The sequence below is a fragment of the Pseudomonas sp. Irchel 3F3 genome (assembly GCF_900187545.1).
GTDB lineage: Bacteria > Pseudomonadota > Gammaproteobacteria > Pseudomonadales > Pseudomonadaceae > Aquipseudomonas > Aquipseudomonas fortuita.
This window is the reverse complement of the sequence record NZ_FYDS01000007.1, coordinates 1-17,296: the sequence shown is the minus strand read 5'-3', so window position 1 is coordinate 17,296 and position 17,296 is coordinate 1. Positions and strand designations below refer to the sequence as shown.

The 17,296-nt window shown below is 61.3% G+C and carries 14 protein-coding genes; 6 read left to right on the top strand and 8 right to left on the bottom strand.

What is annotated here, in order from left to right; translation table 11 throughout:
- Positions 1-27 precede the first annotated feature (27 nt).
- Positions 28-1,392: a formimidoylglutamate deiminase gene (locus CKW35_RS16220; RefSeq protein ID WP_095116394.1), complete on the top strand. Its 1,365-nt coding sequence runs from the start codon at positions 28-30 to the stop codon at positions 1,390-1,392.
- Positions 1,393-1,508: 116 nt separating this feature from the next.
- On the opposite strand, the gene CKW35_RS16210 is transcribed toward CKW35_RS16220, so the two are convergent.
- From CKW35_RS16210 to CKW35_RS16190, 5 genes are all read right to left on the bottom strand, one after another.
- Entirely contained in the window at positions 1,509-2,081 is a 573-nt protein-coding gene (locus CKW35_RS16210; RefSeq protein ID WP_016489586.1) for a lipocalin family protein, read from the bottom strand.
- Positions 2,078-2,332 (bottom strand): outer membrane protein assembly factor BamE, encoded by a 255-nt coding sequence (gene bamE, locus CKW35_RS16205; protein ID WP_003249234.1) that lies wholly within the window; start codon positions 2,330-2,332, stop codon positions 2,078-2,080. Before bamE ends, CKW35_RS16210 begins: the two co-directional genes overlap by 4 nt.
- Before the next feature lie 227 nt (positions 2,333-2,559).
- On the bottom strand, positions 2,560-3,156 hold the full coding sequence (locus CKW35_RS16200; RefSeq protein ID WP_016489587.1) for a DUF924 family protein: 597 nt from the start codon (positions 3,154-3,156) through the stop codon (positions 2,560-2,562).
- Positions 3,157-3,159: 3 nt separating this feature from the next.
- Positions 3,160-4,170: a class 1 fructose-bisphosphatase gene (locus CKW35_RS16195; RefSeq protein WP_012274595.1), complete on the bottom strand. Its 1,011-nt coding sequence runs from the start codon at positions 4,168-4,170 to the stop codon at positions 3,160-3,162.
- 269 nt (positions 4,171-4,439) lie between these two features.
- Positions 4,440-6,890 (bottom strand): glycogen/starch/alpha-glucan phosphorylase, encoded by a 2,451-nt coding sequence (locus tag CKW35_RS16190; protein WP_016489588.1) that lies wholly within the window; start codon positions 6,888-6,890, stop codon positions 4,440-4,442.
- A gap of 184 nt (positions 6,891-7,074) precedes the next feature.
- Here CKW35_RS16190 and CKW35_RS16185 point away from each other — a divergent pair, with 184 nt between their 5' ends.
- The gene (locus CKW35_RS16185) at positions 7,075-7,479 is read left to right on the top strand and encodes a YkgJ family cysteine cluster protein (protein ID WP_049870388.1); all 405 of its coding nucleotides are present in this window, start codon (positions 7,075-7,077) and stop codon (positions 7,477-7,479) included.
- A 122-nt stretch (positions 7,480-7,601) separates the two neighbouring features.
- Here the strand turns inward: CKW35_RS16185 and typA are convergent, their stop codons facing one another.
- Both typA and thiI read right to left on the bottom strand, forming a co-directional pair.
- Complete coding sequence (gene typA / locus CKW35_RS16180; protein ID WP_016489590.1) at positions 7,602-9,425, bottom strand: translational GTPase TypA; 1,824 nt, start codon at positions 9,423-9,425, stop codon at positions 7,602-7,604.
- Between the two features lie 128 nt (positions 9,426-9,553).
- Complete coding sequence (thiI, locus tag CKW35_RS16175) at positions 9,554-11,008, bottom strand: tRNA uracil 4-sulfurtransferase ThiI (RefSeq protein WP_016489591.1); 1,455 nt, start codon at positions 11,006-11,008, stop codon at positions 9,554-9,556.
- 469 nt (positions 11,009-11,477) lie between these two features.
- Here thiI and glnA point away from each other — a divergent pair, with 469 nt between their 5' ends.
- The 3 genes from glnA (at position 11,478) to ntrC (ending at position 15,759) form a co-directional block, all read left to right on the top strand.
- The gene (glnA, locus tag CKW35_RS16170; protein ID WP_016489592.1) at positions 11,478-12,884 is read left to right on the top strand and encodes a type I glutamate--ammonia ligase; all 1,407 of its coding nucleotides are present in this window, start codon (positions 11,478-11,480) and stop codon (positions 12,882-12,884) included.
- Positions 12,885-13,240: 356 nt separating this feature from the next.
- Positions 13,241-14,326 (top strand): nitrogen regulation protein NR(II), encoded by a 1,086-nt coding sequence (gene glnL, locus CKW35_RS16165; RefSeq protein WP_016489593.1) that lies wholly within the window; start codon positions 13,241-13,243, stop codon positions 14,324-14,326.
- Complete coding sequence (gene ntrC, locus CKW35_RS16160) at positions 14,323-15,759, top strand: nitrogen regulation protein NR(I) (protein WP_016489594.1); 1,437 nt, start codon at positions 14,323-14,325, stop codon at positions 15,757-15,759. Before glnL ends, ntrC begins: the two co-directional genes overlap by 4 nt.
- A 442-nt stretch (positions 15,760-16,201) precedes the next feature.
- Here the strand turns inward: ntrC and CKW35_RS16155 are convergent, their stop codons facing one another.
- Positions 16,202-16,639: a hypothetical protein gene (locus CKW35_RS16155; protein WP_016489595.1), complete on the bottom strand. Its 438-nt coding sequence runs from the start codon at positions 16,637-16,639 to the stop codon at positions 16,202-16,204.
- Here CKW35_RS16155 and trmL point away from each other — a divergent pair.
- Entirely contained in the window at positions 16,638-17,099 is a 462-nt protein-coding gene (gene trmL / locus CKW35_RS16150) for a tRNA (uridine(34)/cytosine(34)/5-carboxymethylaminomethyluridine(34)-2'-O)-methyltransferase TrmL (RefSeq protein ID WP_013974580.1), read from the top strand. The two genes, CKW35_RS16155 and trmL, sit on opposite strands and share 2 nt — an antisense overlap.
- Positions 17,100-17,296 lie beyond the last annotated feature (197 nt).

Below are 17,296 nucleotides of genomic sequence, written 5' to 3'. Positions count from 1 at the left end.
CAAGTTAACAATAACAGGATTTCACCGATGTCCGCCTATTTCGCCGAACGCGCCCTGCTACCTACGGGCTGGGCCCGCCATGTCCGTATCGAGGTCGCCAGCGATGGCCATGTGACCCGCATCGAGCCGGGCGCTTCGGCCGAAGGCGCCGAGCGCCTGGCAGGCCCGTTGCTGCCCGGTATGCCCAACTTGCACTCACATGCCTTCCAGCGTGCCATGGCGGGCTTGGCGGAAGTCGCCGGCAACCCCAACGACAGCTTCTGGACCTGGCGCGACCTGATGTACCGCCTGGTCGGGCAGATCACCCCAGACCAGTTGCAGGTCATCGCCCGCCAGCTGTATATCGAAATGCTCAAGGCCGGCTACACCTCGGTGGCCGAATTCCATTACGTGCACCACGACCAGGCAGGCACGGCCTACGCCGACCCGGCCGAGCTGTCCCGCCGCATCAGCACGGCCGCGGCCGACAGTGGCATTGGCCTGACCCTGTTGCCGGTGCTGTACAGCTACGCCGGGTTCGGCGGCCAGGCACCGAACGACGGGCAGCGGCGCTTCATCAACACCACCGAACAGTACCTGCAACTGCAAACGCAACTGGCCCCGCTGCTGGCCGCGCAACCTGCGCAGCAACTGGGCCTGTGCTTCCACTCGCTGCGTGCGGTGACGCCGGGGCAGATCGCCGAAGTGCTGGCGGCCAGCGACAAACAATGCCCGGTGCATATCCATATCGCCGAGCAGCAGAAGGAGGTGGACGACTGCCTGGCCTGGAGCGGCCTGCGCCCGCTGCAATGGTTGTACGAGCATGTGGATGTGGACCGTCGCTGGTGCCTGGTTCATGCCACCCATGCCGAGCCGGATGAAGTCACCGCCATGGCCCGCAGTGGCGCGGTGGCCGGGTTGTGCCTGACCACCGAGGCCAACCTGGGCGACGGGATTTTCCCGGCGGTGGACTTCCTGGCCCAGGGCGGGCACATGGGCATCGGCTCGGACAGCCATGTGTCACTAAGCGTGGTGGAAGAACTGCGCTGGCTGGAATATGGCCAGCGGCTGCGGGACCAACGACGCAACCGCTTGTACCGTGGCGACCAGCCGATGGTCGGGCGCACGCTGTACGACGCCGCGCTGGCGGGCGGTGCACAGGCACTGGGCCAAGCGGTCGGTGAACTGGCCGTGGGCAAGCGCGCCGACTGGCTGGTACTGGATGGACAAGACCCTTACATCGCCATGGCGGATGGCGATGCCATTCTCAACCGCTGGCTGTTTGCTGGCGGGGATCGCCAGGTGCGCGATGTGATGGTGAATGGGCAATGGGTGGTGCGCCAGGGGCGGCATGCCCAGGAAGAGGAAAGCGCGCGGGCGTTTGCCGGGGTGCTGCGGCAGCTCTTGGGGTGAGCGTATTGGGGCTGCTTTGCAGCCCTTTCGCGGCACAAGGCCGCTCCTACAGGGGAACGCGTATCCCTGTAGGAGCGGCCTTGTGCCGCGAAAGGGCCGCAAAGCGGCCCCAAAAATCAGTGCATTTTTACGATTTGCTGATCGGACGCCCGCCAGATAAGCCGGCTGGTGTCATACCCCTGCTGGCGTGCCTTGGCCAGCAGGTGCTCGCGCTCCCAGGCCGGCAACGTCGGCGTGCGTGACAGTATCCACAGGTACTTGCGGTCCGGGCTGCCGACCACTGCCGTGCGGTAGCGATCGTCCACGTACAGAATCCAGTATTCGCCCCGCGCCACGCCAGGCACCAGCTTGGTGAACCAGTTATCGAACTCTACCCACAGCTTGTCGGTGTGCCCCGGCTCCTGGATGCTTGCGTGCCCCTCGGCACGCAGCCACTCATCACCCATGGTGCGGCAGCGGTTGAGCACACCAAACGTGCCATCAGGCTTGAGGTTGTAATGCGCCTCGGACTGCTCGCAGCCGGTCTGGTAGCGCATGGGCAGGCGCGCCAGCTCGAACCATTTGCCCTGGTAGCGCTTGAGGTCGACGTTGCCAGCGGTCTTCGGCGCCAGCGGGTCATGCACGGAGCCTGCACAACCGCCCAGCAGCAATGCCAGGCATACCCCCATCAGCAGGTACAGACGCCTCATTTGAGGCCCTGCCCTGAATACATCAGCACCTTGTCAGCCGCGTACTGCACGCTGATGAAGCTCTTCTCGTCCCCCCAGGTGCAGCTGCTCATGCCCAGCGCGCCAGAGCACTCGGTCGGCGTACCGAGCAACTGCTCGACCTCGGCCTTGTTCATACCGGCCTTGATCTTGGAATAGTTTTCCTGGTTGATCTTGCTGCAGGCAGTCAGGACGACGCACAGCGACAACAGGGCGAGGGAACGCAACGACATGAAGGACACTCCTGAAGAGGGGAAACAGGCGAGTGGCCTGCAGTGACCTTCGACGGGAAAATCCCTCCCAGGTTCCCTGCCCTACCCACTTTACCCCTACACCATTGGTCGGATGGCCACTACTGTGCGATTAATCACAAAGCATTAATCACTTCCCAATAAAAAGGCCGCACCCTTGCAGGTGCGGCCTCGCATCGCGATGGCCTGCGCAGCAGACCCCGTGGGCATCAGAACCTGGACCCAGGCTCCAGCAAAAAGTCCATCTCTTCGCTGGTGCTTGGCCGCTCAAGCACCAGGTTGCGGTGCGGGAAGCGACCAAACCGGGCAATCACCCGCTGGTGCTGCTCGGCATAGTCCAGGAAGCCTTCGAACAGCCGCCGGCTGGCTTCGGGCTGCTCGTCCAGCAACAACTGATAGCGCTCGACACACAGGTTCTGCCAGTCCAGCACCTCGGCATGCTCCAGCACCAGCAGCACGAACACACGCTGTATCGGCAGCAACTGGTAGTCCCAGCCCTTCTGCAGGCCCTGCATCGCCACCACCTGGGCGCGCCGGTCGCCCTCGAAGGCGCGCGGCGTGTCGCGGTAGATCATGCGCGGCAACTGGTCCAGCAAGATCAACAGGCCCAGCCAGCCCTGCGGGCTTTGCTGCCATTCATCGAGCCCGCCCGCCAAGGCGTGCTCGACCAGGTCGCCAAACAGCGCATGGGCATCGGCATCGTGGTGCTTGCCGAACCACAGCGTGCTCTTCTCGTCAGCCACGGCCTGGGCACTGGTGCCCCAACCGAACCACCATTCCAGCAACGGCTGCCAAGGTGCGAGCATGACTTACTCCTTGTGGTAGGCGGTGACGCGCTCTACTTCTTCCTTCGAGCCAAGGATCACCGACACGCGCTGGTGCAGGCTCTCTGGCTTGATGTCGAGGATGCGATCGTAACCGTTGGTAGAGGCGCCGCCTGCCTGTTCGATAATGAACGACATCGGGTTGGCTTCGTACATCAGGCGCAGCTTGCCCGGCTTGCTTGGCTCGCGGGCGTCACGTGGGTACATGAACAGACCGCCACGGGTCAGGATGCGGTGCACATCGGCCACCATCGAGGCGATCCAGCGCATGTTGTAGTTCTTTTTCAGCGGGCCGGTTTCGCCGGCCAGCAGTTCGCCCACGTAGCGTTGTACCGGGGCTTCCCAGTGACGCTGGTTGGACATGTTGATGGCGAATTCGGCGGTGGTTGCCGGCACCTGGATGTTTTCGTGGGTCAGGACGAAGCTGCCCAGTTCACGGTCCAGGGTGAAGCCCTTGACGCCGTTGCCCAAGGTCAGGATCAGCATGGTCTGCGGGCCGTAGATGGCGTAACCGGCGGCGACCTGCTCGGTGCCTGGCTGCAGGAAGGCTTCTTCGTTGAGGCTTTCGTTCTGGCTCAGGTACTGGTTAGGGCAACGCAGCACCGAGAAGATGGTACCGACCGAGACGTTGACGTCGATGTTCGACGAACCGTCCAATGGGTCGAAGACCAGCAGGTACGCACCTTTCGGGTACTTGCCCGGAATCTGGTAGGCGTTGTCCATTTCTTCGGAGGCCATGCCGGCCAGGTGGCCGCCCCACTCGTTGGCTTCCAGCAGGATATCGTTGGAAATCACGTCCAGTTTCTTCTGGACTTCGCCCTGCACGTTTTCAGTGCCCATGCTGCCCAGCACGCCACCGAGGGCGCCTTTGGACACGTGATGGCTGATTTCCTTGCACGCACGCGCCACCACTTCGATCAGGAAGCGCAGATCGGCAGGGGTATTGTTGCTGCGGGTCTGCTCAATCAGATAGCGACTCAGGGTAACGCGGGACATGTATGGCTCCGAAAGGATTGTGGGAGTAAAAACCCCCGCAGTTTACAGGGAGAGTGGCAGGCTAGCGAGCAATGAGACTCGCCACGGCTCTCAGACGGCACAATAGGTCGCTAGTTCAGCCTGCGCCAGGCCGGCTGTCGAGTGAAGCTGCTTTACAGTCCAATCGCGGTGCAAGCCCGCTCCCACAGGTTTGCGCTGCCTTCAAGACAACGCAGATCCTGTGGGAGCGGGCTTGCCCCGCGAATGGGCCGCAACCCGGCCCCACATGCTCAATCCAGTGCCTTCCAGATCTCGGTCGCGTATTCGCGAATGGTCCGGTCCGACGAGAACCAGCCCATCCGCGCCGTGTTCAGCACAGCCATACGCCACCACTCCTGCGGTGTGTGCCACAGTTCTTCGACCCGCCGCTGGGCATCCCAGTAGGCATCGAAGTCGGCACACACCAGGAAGCGGTCATAGGCCACCAGCCCGTCGATCAACCCGGTGTAGCGTGATGGGTCGTCTGGCGAGAACACACCACTGCGAATCGCCTGCAACACGTCGCTCAAGCGGTTGGAAGCGGCTATGGCGGCGTTTGCACCAAAATCACCGGCACGCTTGCGCGCCTCGACCTGCTGCGCAGTCAGGCCAAAGATGAACATGTTGTCGGCACCCACCTGTTCGCACATTTCCACGTTGGCACCGTCCAGGGTGCCGATGGTCAGCGCGCCGTTCAGGCCGAACTTCATGTTGCTGGTACCGGAGGCTTCATAACCTGCGGTGGAAATCTGCTCGGACAGGTCGGCCGCCGGGATGATGCTTTCGGCCAGGCTGACGTTGTAGTTAGGCAGGAACACCACCTTGAGCAGACCGCGCACGGTCGGGTCATTGTTCACCACCCGGGCAATGTCATTGGCCAGCTTGATGATCAGCTTAGCCTGGTGGTAACTGGCCGCAGCCTTGCCGGCGAAGATCTTCACCCGCGGCACCCAGCTGGTGCCGGGATCGTTGCGAATGGCCTGATACAGCGCCACGGTGTGCAGCAGGTTGAGCAGCTGGCGCTTGTACTCGTGGATACGCTTGACCTGCACATCGAACAGCGCTTCAGGGTTCACCGTGACACCAATGCGGTCCTGGATGATGCTGGCCAGGGCACGCTTGCTGTGCAGCCGTTGAGCAGCGAACTGCTTGCGGAAACTGGCCTTGTCGGCAAATGGCACCAGGCCAACCAGAAGCCCTTCAGGGTCGTCCTTGAGTTCCGGCCCGAGCGCTTCGACCAGCATCTCGGTCAGCTGAGGGTTTGACTGGTACAGCCAGCGGCGAAAGGTAATGCCGTTGGTCTTGTTGTTGATCCGTTGCGGGTAGAGCTTGTGCAGCTCGGAAAACACCGTGCTCTTCATCAGCTTGCTGTGCAGCGCGGACACACCGTTGACGCTGTGCGAGCCCAGAAACGCCAGGTTACCCATGCGCACCCGGCGCCCATTGTCTTCCTCGATCAGCGACACCGCGCGCAGCACGTCGAAATCGTGCAGGCCTTTGGCCCGCAATGCATCGATATGGTAGGCGTTGATCAGGTAGATGATCTGCATGTGCCGCGGCAGCATGCGCTCCATCAGGGCTACCGGCCAGGTTTCCAGGGCTTCGGGCAGCAGGGTGTGGTTGGTGTAGGCGAGCGTGCCAACAGTCAGTTCCCAGGCCTTGTCCCAGGGCACTTCATGCTGGTCCACCAGCAGCCGCATCAACTCGGCAACGGCAATCGAAGGGTGTGTGTCGTTGAGCTGGATGGCCGCCGCGTCGGGCAGGTTGAGCAGGTCCTTGTGCATGTTCAGGTGACGGCGCAGCAAGTCCTGCAGCGAAGCCGACACAAAGAAGTACTCCTGACGCAGGCGCAGTTCCTGCCCCGCCTCGGTGCTGTCGGCCGGGTACAGCACGCGCGAAATGCTCTCGGCCCGCGCCACTTCGGCCACGGCCCCCAGGTGGTCACCGGCATTGAAGCGCTCCAGGTGCAGCTCTTCCAGCGCCCGCGCACGCCACAGGCGCAGTGTGTTGACGCTGGATCCACGCCAGCCGACCACGGGCGTGTCGTAGGCCACCGCCCGCACCGTTTCGCCCGGCGACCATACTTGCCGCTGGTTGCCACTGGCATCGTTGACGGTTTCGACACTGCCGCCGAAGCTGATCGGGTAGATCACCTCAGCACGCTCGAACTCCCAGGGGTTACCGAAGTCCAGCCAGTTTTCGGTCTGTTCCTGCTGCCAGCCATCGACTACAGCCTGACGGAACAACCCATGTTCGTAGCGAATGCCGTAACCATGGGCGGCGATGCCCAGGGTGGACATGCTTTCCATGAAGCACGCAGCCAGGCGGCCGAGACCCCCGTTACCCAGGGCGGCGTCGGGCTCGAGCAGGCGGATGCGCTCCAGGTCCACGTCCAGCCCTTCCAGCGCATCACGGGCGACGTCCAGCAGCCCCAGGTTGCTCAGGCTGTCGTACAGCAAGCGCCCGATTAGGAACTCGAGGGAGAGGTAATAGACCCGCTTCTGGCTACGACGATAGGCCAGGCGGGTGTGGTCCATCCAGTGGTCGACCATGTGGTCGCGCGCGGCCAGAGCGATGGCCTCGAACCAGTCGTGGTCGAACGCATGTTCCGGGTCCTTGCCGACCGCGTAGGTCAGCTTGTTCAGTACAGCGGCGCGAAATTCGGCCACCTCGGCGTCACGTGCTTTGGGTTCCTGAGACATGCGGCATCCTCTGGCAAGTTGACGAAAGCGGAGGGAGATTGATCAGACTAGACCCTTCGACAGGGAGTGACAGTGACTGTTCGCAGTTTTCATGCCGACTCTGCGAATCCGGCAAAAGGTTGTTCATAAATTGAGCAATTCCGGTATCATCGCGCGCCCCAAGACCGTGATCCACCCTATAAAGATGAAAACGACCCTGATCGCCGCCGCCGAAGTCGACCGCCTGGAGACTTGGCAGCGCTACGCCAGCCACATGTGCCACGGCTGCCATTCGACCTGCTGCACCCTGCCGGTAGAGGTGAAGATCAAGGATCTGATCCGTATCGGCGTGGTGGACGAGTTCGAGAAAGACGAACCCCCCAAAAACGTGGCTAAACGCTTGCAGAAGGAAGGCATCATCGAGCGCTTCAACCAGAAGTCAGGGATCTTCACCCTGACCCGGATGAGCAACGATGACTGCATGTATCTGGATCGTAAAAGCCGGCTGTGCACCATTTATGACAAGCGCCCGGATACCTGCCGCAACCACCCCAAGGTCGGGCCGCGGCCAGGGTATTGCGCCTATAAGCCCAAGGTGGTCGGGCGCTGATCGTCAGGCTTCAAGGGCCCCTTCGCGGGCAAGCCCGCGAAGGGGCCAACACAAATCCTGAAGGCATAAAAAAACGCCCCCGGCCTTTCGACCGGGGGCGTTTTCATTCAGCCAAAGCTAACTTAGCTGTTCTTGGCTTTCTTGGCAGCGCGGGTACGCTCGCTTTCGTCCAGGATCTTCTTGCGAAGACGGATGGACTTCGGCGTTACTTCGCACAGCTCGTCTTCCTGGATGTATTCCAGAGCCTGTTCCAGGGTGAAGCGAACAGGCGGAACCAGGGCGATGACTTCGTCTTTACCCGAAGCACGCATGTTGTCGAGCTTCTTGCCCTTGGTAGGGTTGACGCCCAGGTCGTTGTCGCGGCTGTTCTGGCCGATGATCTGACCGTTGTAGATCTCCTGACCGTGCTCGACAAACAGCTTGCCACGCGCCTGCAGGGTTTCCAGCGAGTAGGTCAGCGCCTTGCCGGTTTCGACCGAAACCAGTACGCCGTTCTGACGGCCGGACATGTGGCCGGACTTCACAGCGTCATAGCGGTCGAAGATCGAGGTCAGGATGCCTGCACCGTTGGTCAGGGTCAGGAACTGGTTACGGAAACCGATCAGACCACGCGCCGGGATGTTGTATTCCAGGCGAACACGGCCCTTGCCATCCGGGACCATGTTGGTCAGGTCGCCTTTACGCAGACCCATTTCTTCCATGACCTTGCCCTGGGATTCTTCAGGGATGTCGATGGTGACGTTTTCGAACGGCTCTTGCTTGACGCCGTCTACTTCACGAATGATTACTTCTGGGCGGCCCAGGGCCAGCTCGAAGCCTTCGCGACGCATGGTTTCGATCAGTACCGACAGGTGCAGCTCGCCACGGCCCGAGACCTTGAACTTGTCTGGGGAATCGGTTTCTTCAACGCGCAGGGCTACGTTGTACAGCAGCTCTTTGTCCAGACGGTCCTTGATGTTACGGCTGGTGACGAACTTGCCTTCCTTGCCGCAGAACGGCGAGTCGTTGACCTGGAAGGTCATCGAAACGGTTGGCTCGTCAACGGTCAGCGGCTTCATCGCCTCAACGGCGGTCGGGTCGCACAGGGTGTCGGAGATGAACAGCTCGTCGAAACCGCTGATGCAAACGATGTCGCCAGCCTGGGCTTCTTCAACGTCGACGCGGTGCAGGCCGTGGTGACCCATCAGCTTGAGGATACGGCCGTTACGCTTTTTGCCGTCAGCGTCGATGGCGACAACCGGGGTGTTCGGCTTGATGCGGCCACGGGCAATACGGCCAACGCCGATAACACCCAGGAAGCTGTTGTAGTCCAGTGCAGAGATCTGCATCTGGAACGGGCCGTCACGGTCAACAGCTGGCGCTGGAACGTGGTCGATGACAGCCTGGTACAGGGCAGTCATGTCTTCGCCCATTTCGGTGTGGTCCAGACCGGCAATGCCGTTCAGGGCCGAAGCGTAGACCACTTTGAAGTCCAGCTGCTCGTCGGTAGCGCCGAGGTTGTCGAACAGGTCGAAGATCTGGTCCAGAACCCAATCAGGACGCGCGCCCGGGCGGTCAACCTTGTTGATCACGACGATTGGCTTCAGGCCAGCTTCGAAAGCCTTCTTGGTTACGAAGCGGGTTTGCGGCATAGGGCCGTCTTGAGCGTCGACCAGCAGCAGCACGGAATCGACCATCGACATTACACGCTCAACCTCGCCACCGAAGTCGGCGTGGCCGGGGGTGTCGACGATGTTGATGTGGTAGCCGTTCCAGTTGATGGCGGTGTTTTTCGCCAGAATGGTAATACCGCGCTCTTTTTCCTGGTCGTTGGAGTCCATGACGCGCTCGTCGTTGAGCTCGTTACGCTCCAGAGTGCCGGACTGACGCAGGAGTTTGTCGACCAGGGTGGTTTTACCATGGTCAACGTGGGCGATGATGGCGATGTTACGCAGATTTTCGATCACAAGTGTATCTCGATCAGAGGATTCGGTTGCCGCCCAGTGTAGGCGGCCAATATGTACTGTTTAAGGCTCAGCGGGCCCGGTGGTCGGGAGGGCGATGGCGGATACTGCCGCCATACAGCCCCGGCGTCTTATGTCGGACGATAAACACGCACATTGGCATGTCCCTCACTGAGCAGATGGTGTGCGTGCAAACGGCTCATCACACCCTTGTCGCAATACAGCAAGTACTGGCGCGTGGGGTCCAGGTGCTTGAACTTGCTGTTGATGGCATAAAACGGCATGGCCTGGACTTCGATACCGTCCAGCACCAGGGGTTCGTCTTCCTGGGCATCGGGGTGACGAATGTCGATGACGATCTGGCCCGACAGCGCCTCGGCCACTTCCTCGATTTCGACATCCTTGCCCAGCTCGTCGATCACATGGTCGATGGAGATCAGCTTGGCGCGCTCCAGGGCGCGCTCCAGCACGGCCATGTCGAACTGCTTCTCTTCATGCTCCATGCGGTGGCGCTTGGCGTGAGTGGTCGGGTTTACCGAAATCACGCCGCAGTATTCTGGCATGTGCTTGGCGAAGTCGGCGGTGCCGATTTCGGTGGCCTGGTCGATGATGTCCTGCTTGTGGCTGGCCAGCAGCGGGCGCAGCACCAGCTTGTCGGTGGCCGAGTCGATGATCGACAGGTTCGGCAGGGTCTGGCTGGACACCTGGGAAATGGCCTCGCCCGTGACCAGGGCATCGATTTCCAGGCGGTCAGCCATGTGCGCGGCACCGCGCAGCATCATGCGCTTGAGGGTCACGCCCATGTAGCTGTTGTCGACCTTGTTGAGGATCTCGCCGACCACTTCTTCGAACGGCACGCTGATGAACAGCACGCGCTGGCTGCTGCCGTACTTCTTCCACAGGTAGTGGGCCACTTCCATAACGCCCAGCTCGTGGGCACGGCCGCCAAGGTTGAAGAAGCAGAAGTGGGTCATCAGGCCACGGCGCATCATCTGGTAGGCTGCCACGGTGGAGTCGAAGCCACCGGACATCAGTACCAAGGTCTGCTCCAGGGCGCCCAGCGGGTAGCCGCCGATCCCCTGGTGCTGGTTGTGGATCACGTACAGGCGCTGGTTGCGGATTTCGATGCGCACCAGCACTTCAGGCTTCTTCAGCTCGATGCCGGCCGCGCCACACTGTTGGCGCAGCTGGCTGCCGACGTAACGGTCGACGTCCATCGAGGTGAAGTCATGGTGGCCCCCGCGCTTGCAGCGCACGGCAAAGTGCTTGCCGGCCAGCAGGTGGCCGAAGTGCTGCTTGCACTTGGCAACGATGTCATCGAAGTCACCCAGCGGGTATTCCTCTACCTGCAGGAAATGGGTGATACCCGGGGTGCAGGTGAGGCGTTCGATCATCTCGCGCTGGACTTTTTCGTCTTCGATGCGGGTGACCACTTCGAGATTGTCCCAGACACCATCGACCGCGAGCTCAGGATCGAGGTCCTTGAGCACGTTGCGGATGTTCTTGGCGAGCTGACGGATGAAGCGCTTGCGCACCGGCCGGCTCTTGATGGTGATTTCTGGGAAGACTTTGACGATAAGTTTCATTGGTTAACAGCGCGCGCAGGGCCTGCCGAAAATGTGGGGCGCGAATTATAGCGGAAACTGCTCAGGATTTGACCAACTTTTGTACAGAAGGTTGGATTTATATTGCCTGTACTGGCCTCCTCGCCGGCAAGCCAGCTCCCACAGGACTTCGGCGGGCCTCAAGACCTGCGCCCTCTCAGTGGGAGCTGGCTTGCCGGCGATGAGGCCCTTAAAGGAAGCACACAGCCAACCAATGCACCCTATTGGTGCGTTGATGCCAAAAACCGCATCGTAAGGGTGCACTTTTCCCCGCCAACCCACCGCCAAATGCCCGCAAACGCCTGCTTTTATCCCACCCTCGCCATTTTCGGGCACTGGCATGCAATTTGCTCCCTTGTGAGGCAGGTAAGCTTGGCCGACTATCCGCGCCCGGCAACACCCTTTTTCCAGGGCAGCGGCCCACCGCGCTCTAGACCATCCGGAGGACAACATGTCGAAGTCGGTTCAACTCATCAAAGATCATGACGTCAAGTGGATTGATCTGCGTTTCACGGACACCAAAGGCATTCAGCACCACGTGACCATGCCGTCGCGTGATGCGCTGGACGAAGACTTCTTCGAAGTCGGCAAGATGTTCGACGGCTCCTCCATCGCTGGCTGGAAAGGCATCGAAGCGTCCGACATGATCCTGATGCCGGTCGACGACACCGCCGTGCTGGACCCGTTCACCGAAGAACCAACCCTGATCATCACCTGCGACATCGTCGACCCGTCGAGCATGCAGGGCTACGATCGCGACCCACGTGCGATCGCCAAGCGCGCCGAAGAGTACCTGAAGAGCACCGGCATCGGTGACACCGTATTCGCAGGCCCGGAGCCAGAGTTCTTCATCTTCGACGAAGTGAAGTTCCACTCGGACATCTCCGGCTCGATGTTCAAGATCTTCTCCGAGCAAGGCTCGTGGATGACCGGCGCTGACGTGGAAGGCGGCAACAAAGGCCACCGTCCAGGCGTGAAAGGCGGCTACTTCCCTGTTCCGCCGTTCGACCACGACCACGAAATCCGTACTGCCATGTGCAACGCACTGGAAGAAATGGGTCAGACCGTTGAAGTTCACCACCACGAAGTGGCGACTGCCGGCCAGAACGAAATCGGCGTCAAGTTCAACACCCTGGTGAAGAAAGCTGACGAAGTACAGGCCCTGAAATACGTCGTGCACAACGTTGCCGACGCTTACGGCCGTACCGCTACCTTCATGCCGAAGCCACTGTACGGCGACAACGGTTCGGGCATGCACGTGCACATGTCGATCTGGAAAGACGGCAAGAACACCTTCTCGGGTGAAGGCTATGCCGGCCTGTCCGACACCGCCCTGTACTTCATCGGCGGTATCATCAAGCACGGTAAGGCCCTGAACGGCTTCACCAACCCTTCGACCAACTCCTACAAGCGTCTGGTCCCAGGCTTCGAAGCTCCGGTAATGCTGGCCTACTCGGCTCGCAACCGTTCCGCCTCGATCCGTATTCCTTACGTCGGCAGCCCGAAAGCCCGCCGTATCGAAGCACGCTTCCCGGACCCATCGGCCAACCCGTACCTGGCCTTCGCGGCCCTGCTGATGGCCGGCCTGGACGGCATCCAGAACAAGATTCACCCAGGCGATGCTGCCGACAAGAACCTGTACGACCTGCCACCAGAAGAGGCCAAGGACATTCCGCAAGTCTGCGGCAGCCTGAAAGAAGCCCTGGAAGAGCTGGACAAAGGCCGTGCGTTCCTGACCAAGGGCGGCGTGTTCTCCGACGACTTCATCGATGCCTTCATCGAACTGAAGTCGGAAGAAGAGATCAAGGTCCGTACCTTCGTGCACCCGCTGGAATACGAGCTGTACTACAGCTGCTGATCTGATCGCCGCTTCGCGCCGATGACATGATCAAGACGGCCTCCTTCGGGAGGCCGTTTTCGTTTGCGCCACACGCAGAACCCTCGCCCGCCACGCTATGCTCTATCTTGGTGCAAGATTGAGTACAGTGCCCCGATTTGCTCCCCAATCTGGTTCACATTAAACGTTTCATCAAGACTTTCTGATCCGAATTTGCGCAGATCCAGGCCTTTATCGGCAAATCCCGCTTCTTTTCGGAGCTTTGGTTTGTTTCTTGCATTTTTTCTGCGGAGAGACACGCATCAGCCGATGCACCCCGAGCCCGGCCCTGGCCAAAGAAATGCCAGGCAAGCGCCAAAAGAGGTCAACGACGCCTTATGACCATCAGCGATGCGCAGCACCGTCTGCTTCTGGACAACCTGACCACCGCCACGTTGCTGCTCAACGCCGAGCTGCGCCTGGAATACATGAACCCGGCCGCGGAAATGCTGCTGGCCGTCAGTGGTCAACGTAGCCATGGGCAGTTCATCAGCGAGCTGTTTACCGAATCGACCGAGGCGCTCAGCTCGTTGCGCCAGGCCGTCGAGCAGGCGCACCCGTTCACCAAGCGCGAAGCGCAGCTCACCTCGCTGACCGGGCAGACCATCACCGTGGACTATGCGGTAACGCCAATCCTCAACCAGGGCCAGACCCTGCTGTTGCTGGAGGTGCACCCCCGCGACCGGCTGTTGCGCATCACCAAGGAAGAGGCCCAACTGAGCAAGCAGGAAACCACCAAGATGCTGGTGCGCGGCCTGGCCCACGAAATCAAGAACCCCCTTGGCGGCATTCGCGGCGCGGCCCAGTTGCTGGCCCGCGAGCTACCCGAAGAAGGCCTGCGCGACTACACCAACGTAATCATCGAAGAGGCCGACCGCCTGCGCAACCTGGTCGACCGCATGCTCGGCTCGAACAAACTGCCATCGCTGGCCATGACCAACATCCACGAAGTGCTGGAGCGGGTCTGCAGCCTGGTCGACGCCGAAAGCCAGGGCTGCATCACTTTGGTGCGCGATTACGACCCAAGCCTGCCGGACGTGCTGATCGACCGCGAGCAGATGATCCAGGCCGTGCTCAACATCGTGCGTAACGCCATGCAGGCGATCAGTTCGCAGAACGAACTGCGCCTGGGCCGCATCACCCTGCGCAGCCGCGCCTTGCGCCAGTTCACCATCGGCCATGTTCGCCATCGCCTGGTCGCGCGGGTGGAGATCATCGATAACGGCCCGGGCATTCCACCGGAACTGCAAGACACCCTCTTCTATCCCATGGTCAGTGGCCGCCCGGACGGTACCGGGCTGGGCCTGGCCATTACCCAGAACATCATCAGCCAGCACCAGGGCCTGATCGAGTGCGAAAGCCACGCAGGCCACACCGCCTTCTCGATCTACCTGCCCCTGGAACAAGGAGCCACCGCCTCATGAGCCGAAGTGAAACCGTATGGATCGTCGACGATGATCGCTCCATCCGCTGGGTCCTGGAAAAAGCCCTGCAACAAGAAGGCATGACCACCCAGAGCTTCGACAGCGCAGATGGCGTGATGGGCCGCCTGGCACGCCAGCAGCCGGACGTGATCATTTCCGACATCCGCATGCCGGGCGCCAGCGGTCTTGACCTGCTGGCACAGATCCGCGAACACCACCCGCGCCTGCCGGTCATCATCATGACCGCCCATTCCGACCTCGACAGCGCCGTGGCGTCGTATCAGGGCGGTGCTTTCGAGTACCTGCCCAAGCCGTTCGATGTGGACGAGGCCGTCTCGCTCGTCAAGCGCGCCAACCAGCATGCCCAAGAGCAGCAAGGCCTGGATGTGCCACAAAATCTGGCACGCACCCCGGAGATCATCGGTGAAGCCCCGGCAATGCAAGAGGTGTTCCGCGCCATCGGCCGCCTTAGCCATTCCAACATCACCGTACTGATCAACGGCGAGTCCGGCACCGGCAAAGAGCTGGTCGCCCATGCCCTGCACCGTCACAGCCCGCGTGCGGCGTCGCCGTTCATTGCCCTGAACATGGCGGCCATCCCCAAGGACTTGATGGAGTCCGAGCTGTTCGGCCATGAAAAAGGGGCTTTCACCGGTGCTGCCAACCTGCGCCGGGGCCGCTTTGAACAGGCCGATGGCGGCACCTTGTTCCTCGACGAAATCGGTGACATGCCTGCCGACACCCAGACCCGCCTGCTGCGGGTACTGGCCGATGGCGAGTTCTATCGCGTTGGCGGGCATGTGCCGGTCAAGGTCGACGTGCGCATCATTGCTGCGACTCACCAGAACCTGGAGTCGCTGGTGCAGGCGGGCAAGTTCCGTGAGGACTTGTTCCACCGCCTGAACGTGATCCGCATCCACATTCCGCGGCTGGCCGACCGTCGCGAGGATATCCCTGCCCTCGCCCGCCACTTCCTTGCCCGGGCCGCTCAGGAGCTGGCCGTCGAGCCGAAGATTCTGAAACCGGAAACCGAAGAGTTCATCCGCAACCTGCCATGGCCGGGCAATGTGCGGCAGATGGAAAACACCTGCCGCTGGATCACCGTGATGGCCTCCAGCCGCGAGGTGCTGATTGGCGACCTGCCCCCCGAGCTGCTGAACCTGCCACAGGATGCTGCACCGGTCACCAACTGGGAGCAGGCCCTGCGGCAGTGGGCCGACCAGGCGCTGGCACGCGGGCAGTCGAACCTGCTGGACAGCGCGGTGCCGAGTTTTGAACGGATCATGATCGAGACGGCGCTCAAGCACACCGCCGGACGGCGCCGGGATGCGGCGCTGTTGCTGGGTTGGGGGCGTAATACCCTGACGCGCAAGATCAAGGAGCTGGGGATGAACGTGGCGGGTGGGGATGACGAGGAAGGTGACGAGCACTGACTTATCGGTAAACCCGTAATCTCCCGGGGCTGCTTTGCAGCCCTTTCGCGGCACAAGGCCGCTCCCACAGGGGTTCGCGTTCTCCTGTAGGAGCGGCCTTGTGCCGCGAAAGGGCCGCAAAGCGGCCCCGGCTATTTCAGCCCCGATGCACCGATCCTGTGCCCGATGCACCGCTGGAAGGCACAAACCCCCTCAAAACTCGGCCAAATCCCCCTCAAAGCCCAACATTCACGGGCTTTGCAAAATTGGCACGCCCCCTGCAATAGCTAATACATACCCAGTTTCGGGGGCCCTGGTACAGGCAGGCCGGGTGAACCCCTCTTTTATTCGCAGCACCGCCCGTTTTGGGGACCTCGGTACAGGCAGGCCGGGTCATCCCCCCTTTATACGCAGTAACCCCTTTTGGGGACCCTGGTACAGGCAGGCCGGGATATCCCCTCTTTTATTCGTGCAGTTTCACCTGTACCCGCCAACGCCCATCGTCCTCTGCACCGGCCCACTCGCCGTGCAGGGGACGCGCGGCAATCACCGTCAGCAACAACCCTTCCTGACTCTTCTGTACCCGCCAACTGACCGGTTTGCCCTGCAGGCTCAATTGCCCCTGCTGAGCCTTGCCCTGAGCCTGGAACAGCAGCGCAACCGTGCCTTCCACATTCTCGCCATGCAGCTTGGGTTCTTCGTTGAACCACAGCGTCAGGCCATCCTGCACCACCTCCACCTGCTGCAGCTCACGCTCGTCGGGCGCGGTCAGGCGGCCGATCATCAGCCCTACCATCAAGCCGACAATCGCCAGTGACAGCATTACCCGTGGGAAGGCCTTCGAACGCACGTCCGGTTCAGGGGTAGAATGCCCGTCATCTTCACGCTTGGAGCCGTGCATGTTTCACGTCATCCTTTTTCAACCAGAAATTCCGCCGAATACCGGCAACATCATTCGCCTGTGCGCCAACAGCGGCTGCGACCTGCACCTGATCGAACCCATCAGCTTCGAACTGGATGACAAGCGCCTGCGTCGCGCGGGGCTGGATTACCATGAGTATGCCACGCTCAAGCGCCACGAGAGCCTGGCCGGATGCCTGGAAAGCCTGGGTAATCCCAGGCTGTTCGCCTTTACCACCAAAGGCTCGCACCCGTTCCATGAAGTGGCCTATCAGCCGGGCGATGCCTTCCTGTTCGGGCCAGAGAGCCGCGGGTTGCCGGCCGAGGTGCTGGACAGCCTGCCGGCCGAACAACGCCTGCGCCTGCCAATGCGGCCGGGGTGCCGTAGCCTGAACCTGTCCAATACCGTGGCGGTGACGGTGTATGAGGCCTGGCGGCAGAACGGGTTTGCCGGTAGCTGATGCATTGGCAGGGGCGGCCTCTTCGCGGGGCAAGCCCGCTCCCACAAAAGTTGGGCGTACACAGTTCAACGTGGGAGCAACTGTCTTCTTGTGGAAGCTGGCCTTGCCGGCGATGGGGCGAGTAGCGCCCCAAGCCCGGCTCTGCCGGGCATCGCCAGCAAGGCTCGCTCCTACGAATGAGCTATTTGCTCCTTCCA

What these genes read in the sequence shown, in the direction of transcription:
- CKW35_RS16220 (WP_095116394.1), top strand. Translation starts at nt 28, where the DNA reads ATGTCCGCCTATTTCGCCGAACGCGCCCTGCTACCTACGGGCTGGGCC.
- CKW35_RS16210 (WP_016489586.1), bottom strand. Translation starts at nt 2,081, where the DNA reads ATGAGGCGTCTGTACCTGCTGATGGGGGTATGCCTGGCATTGCTGCTG.
- bamE (WP_003249234.1), bottom strand. Translation starts at nt 2,332, where the DNA reads ATGTCGTTGCGTTCCCTCGCCCTGTTGTCGCTGTGCGTCGTCCTGACT.
- CKW35_RS16200 (WP_016489587.1), bottom strand. Translation starts at nt 3,156, where the DNA reads ATGCTCGCACCTTGGCAGCCGTTGCTGGAATGGTGGTTCGGTTGGGGC.
- CKW35_RS16195 (WP_012274595.1), bottom strand. Translation starts at nt 4,170, where the DNA reads ATGTCCCGCGTTACCCTGAGTCGCTATCTGATTGAGCAGACCCGCAGC.
- CKW35_RS16190 (WP_016489588.1), bottom strand. Translation starts at nt 6,890, where the DNA reads ATGTCTCAGGAACCCAAAGCACGTGACGCCGAGGTGGCCGAATTTCGC.
- CKW35_RS16185 (WP_049870388.1), top strand. Translation starts at nt 7,075, where the DNA reads ATGAAAACGACCCTGATCGCCGCCGCCGAAGTCGACCGCCTGGAGACT.
- thiI (WP_016489591.1), bottom strand. Translation starts at nt 11,008, where the DNA reads ATGAAACTTATCGTCAAAGTCTTCCCAGAAATCACCATCAAGAGCCGG.
- glnA (WP_016489592.1), top strand. Translation starts at nt 11,478, where the DNA reads ATGTCGAAGTCGGTTCAACTCATCAAAGATCATGACGTCAAGTGGATT.
- glnL (WP_016489593.1), top strand. Translation starts at nt 13,241, where the DNA reads ATGACCATCAGCGATGCGCAGCACCGTCTGCTTCTGGACAACCTGACC.
- ntrC (WP_016489594.1), top strand. Translation starts at nt 14,323, where the DNA reads ATGAGCCGAAGTGAAACCGTATGGATCGTCGACGATGATCGCTCCATC.
- trmL (WP_013974580.1), top strand. Translation starts at nt 16,638, where the DNA reads ATGTTTCACGTCATCCTTTTTCAACCAGAAATTCCGCCGAATACCGGC.
- CKW35_RS16155 (WP_016489595.1), bottom strand. Translation starts at nt 16,639, where the DNA reads ATGCACGGCTCCAAGCGTGAAGATGACGGGCATTCTACCCCTGAACCG.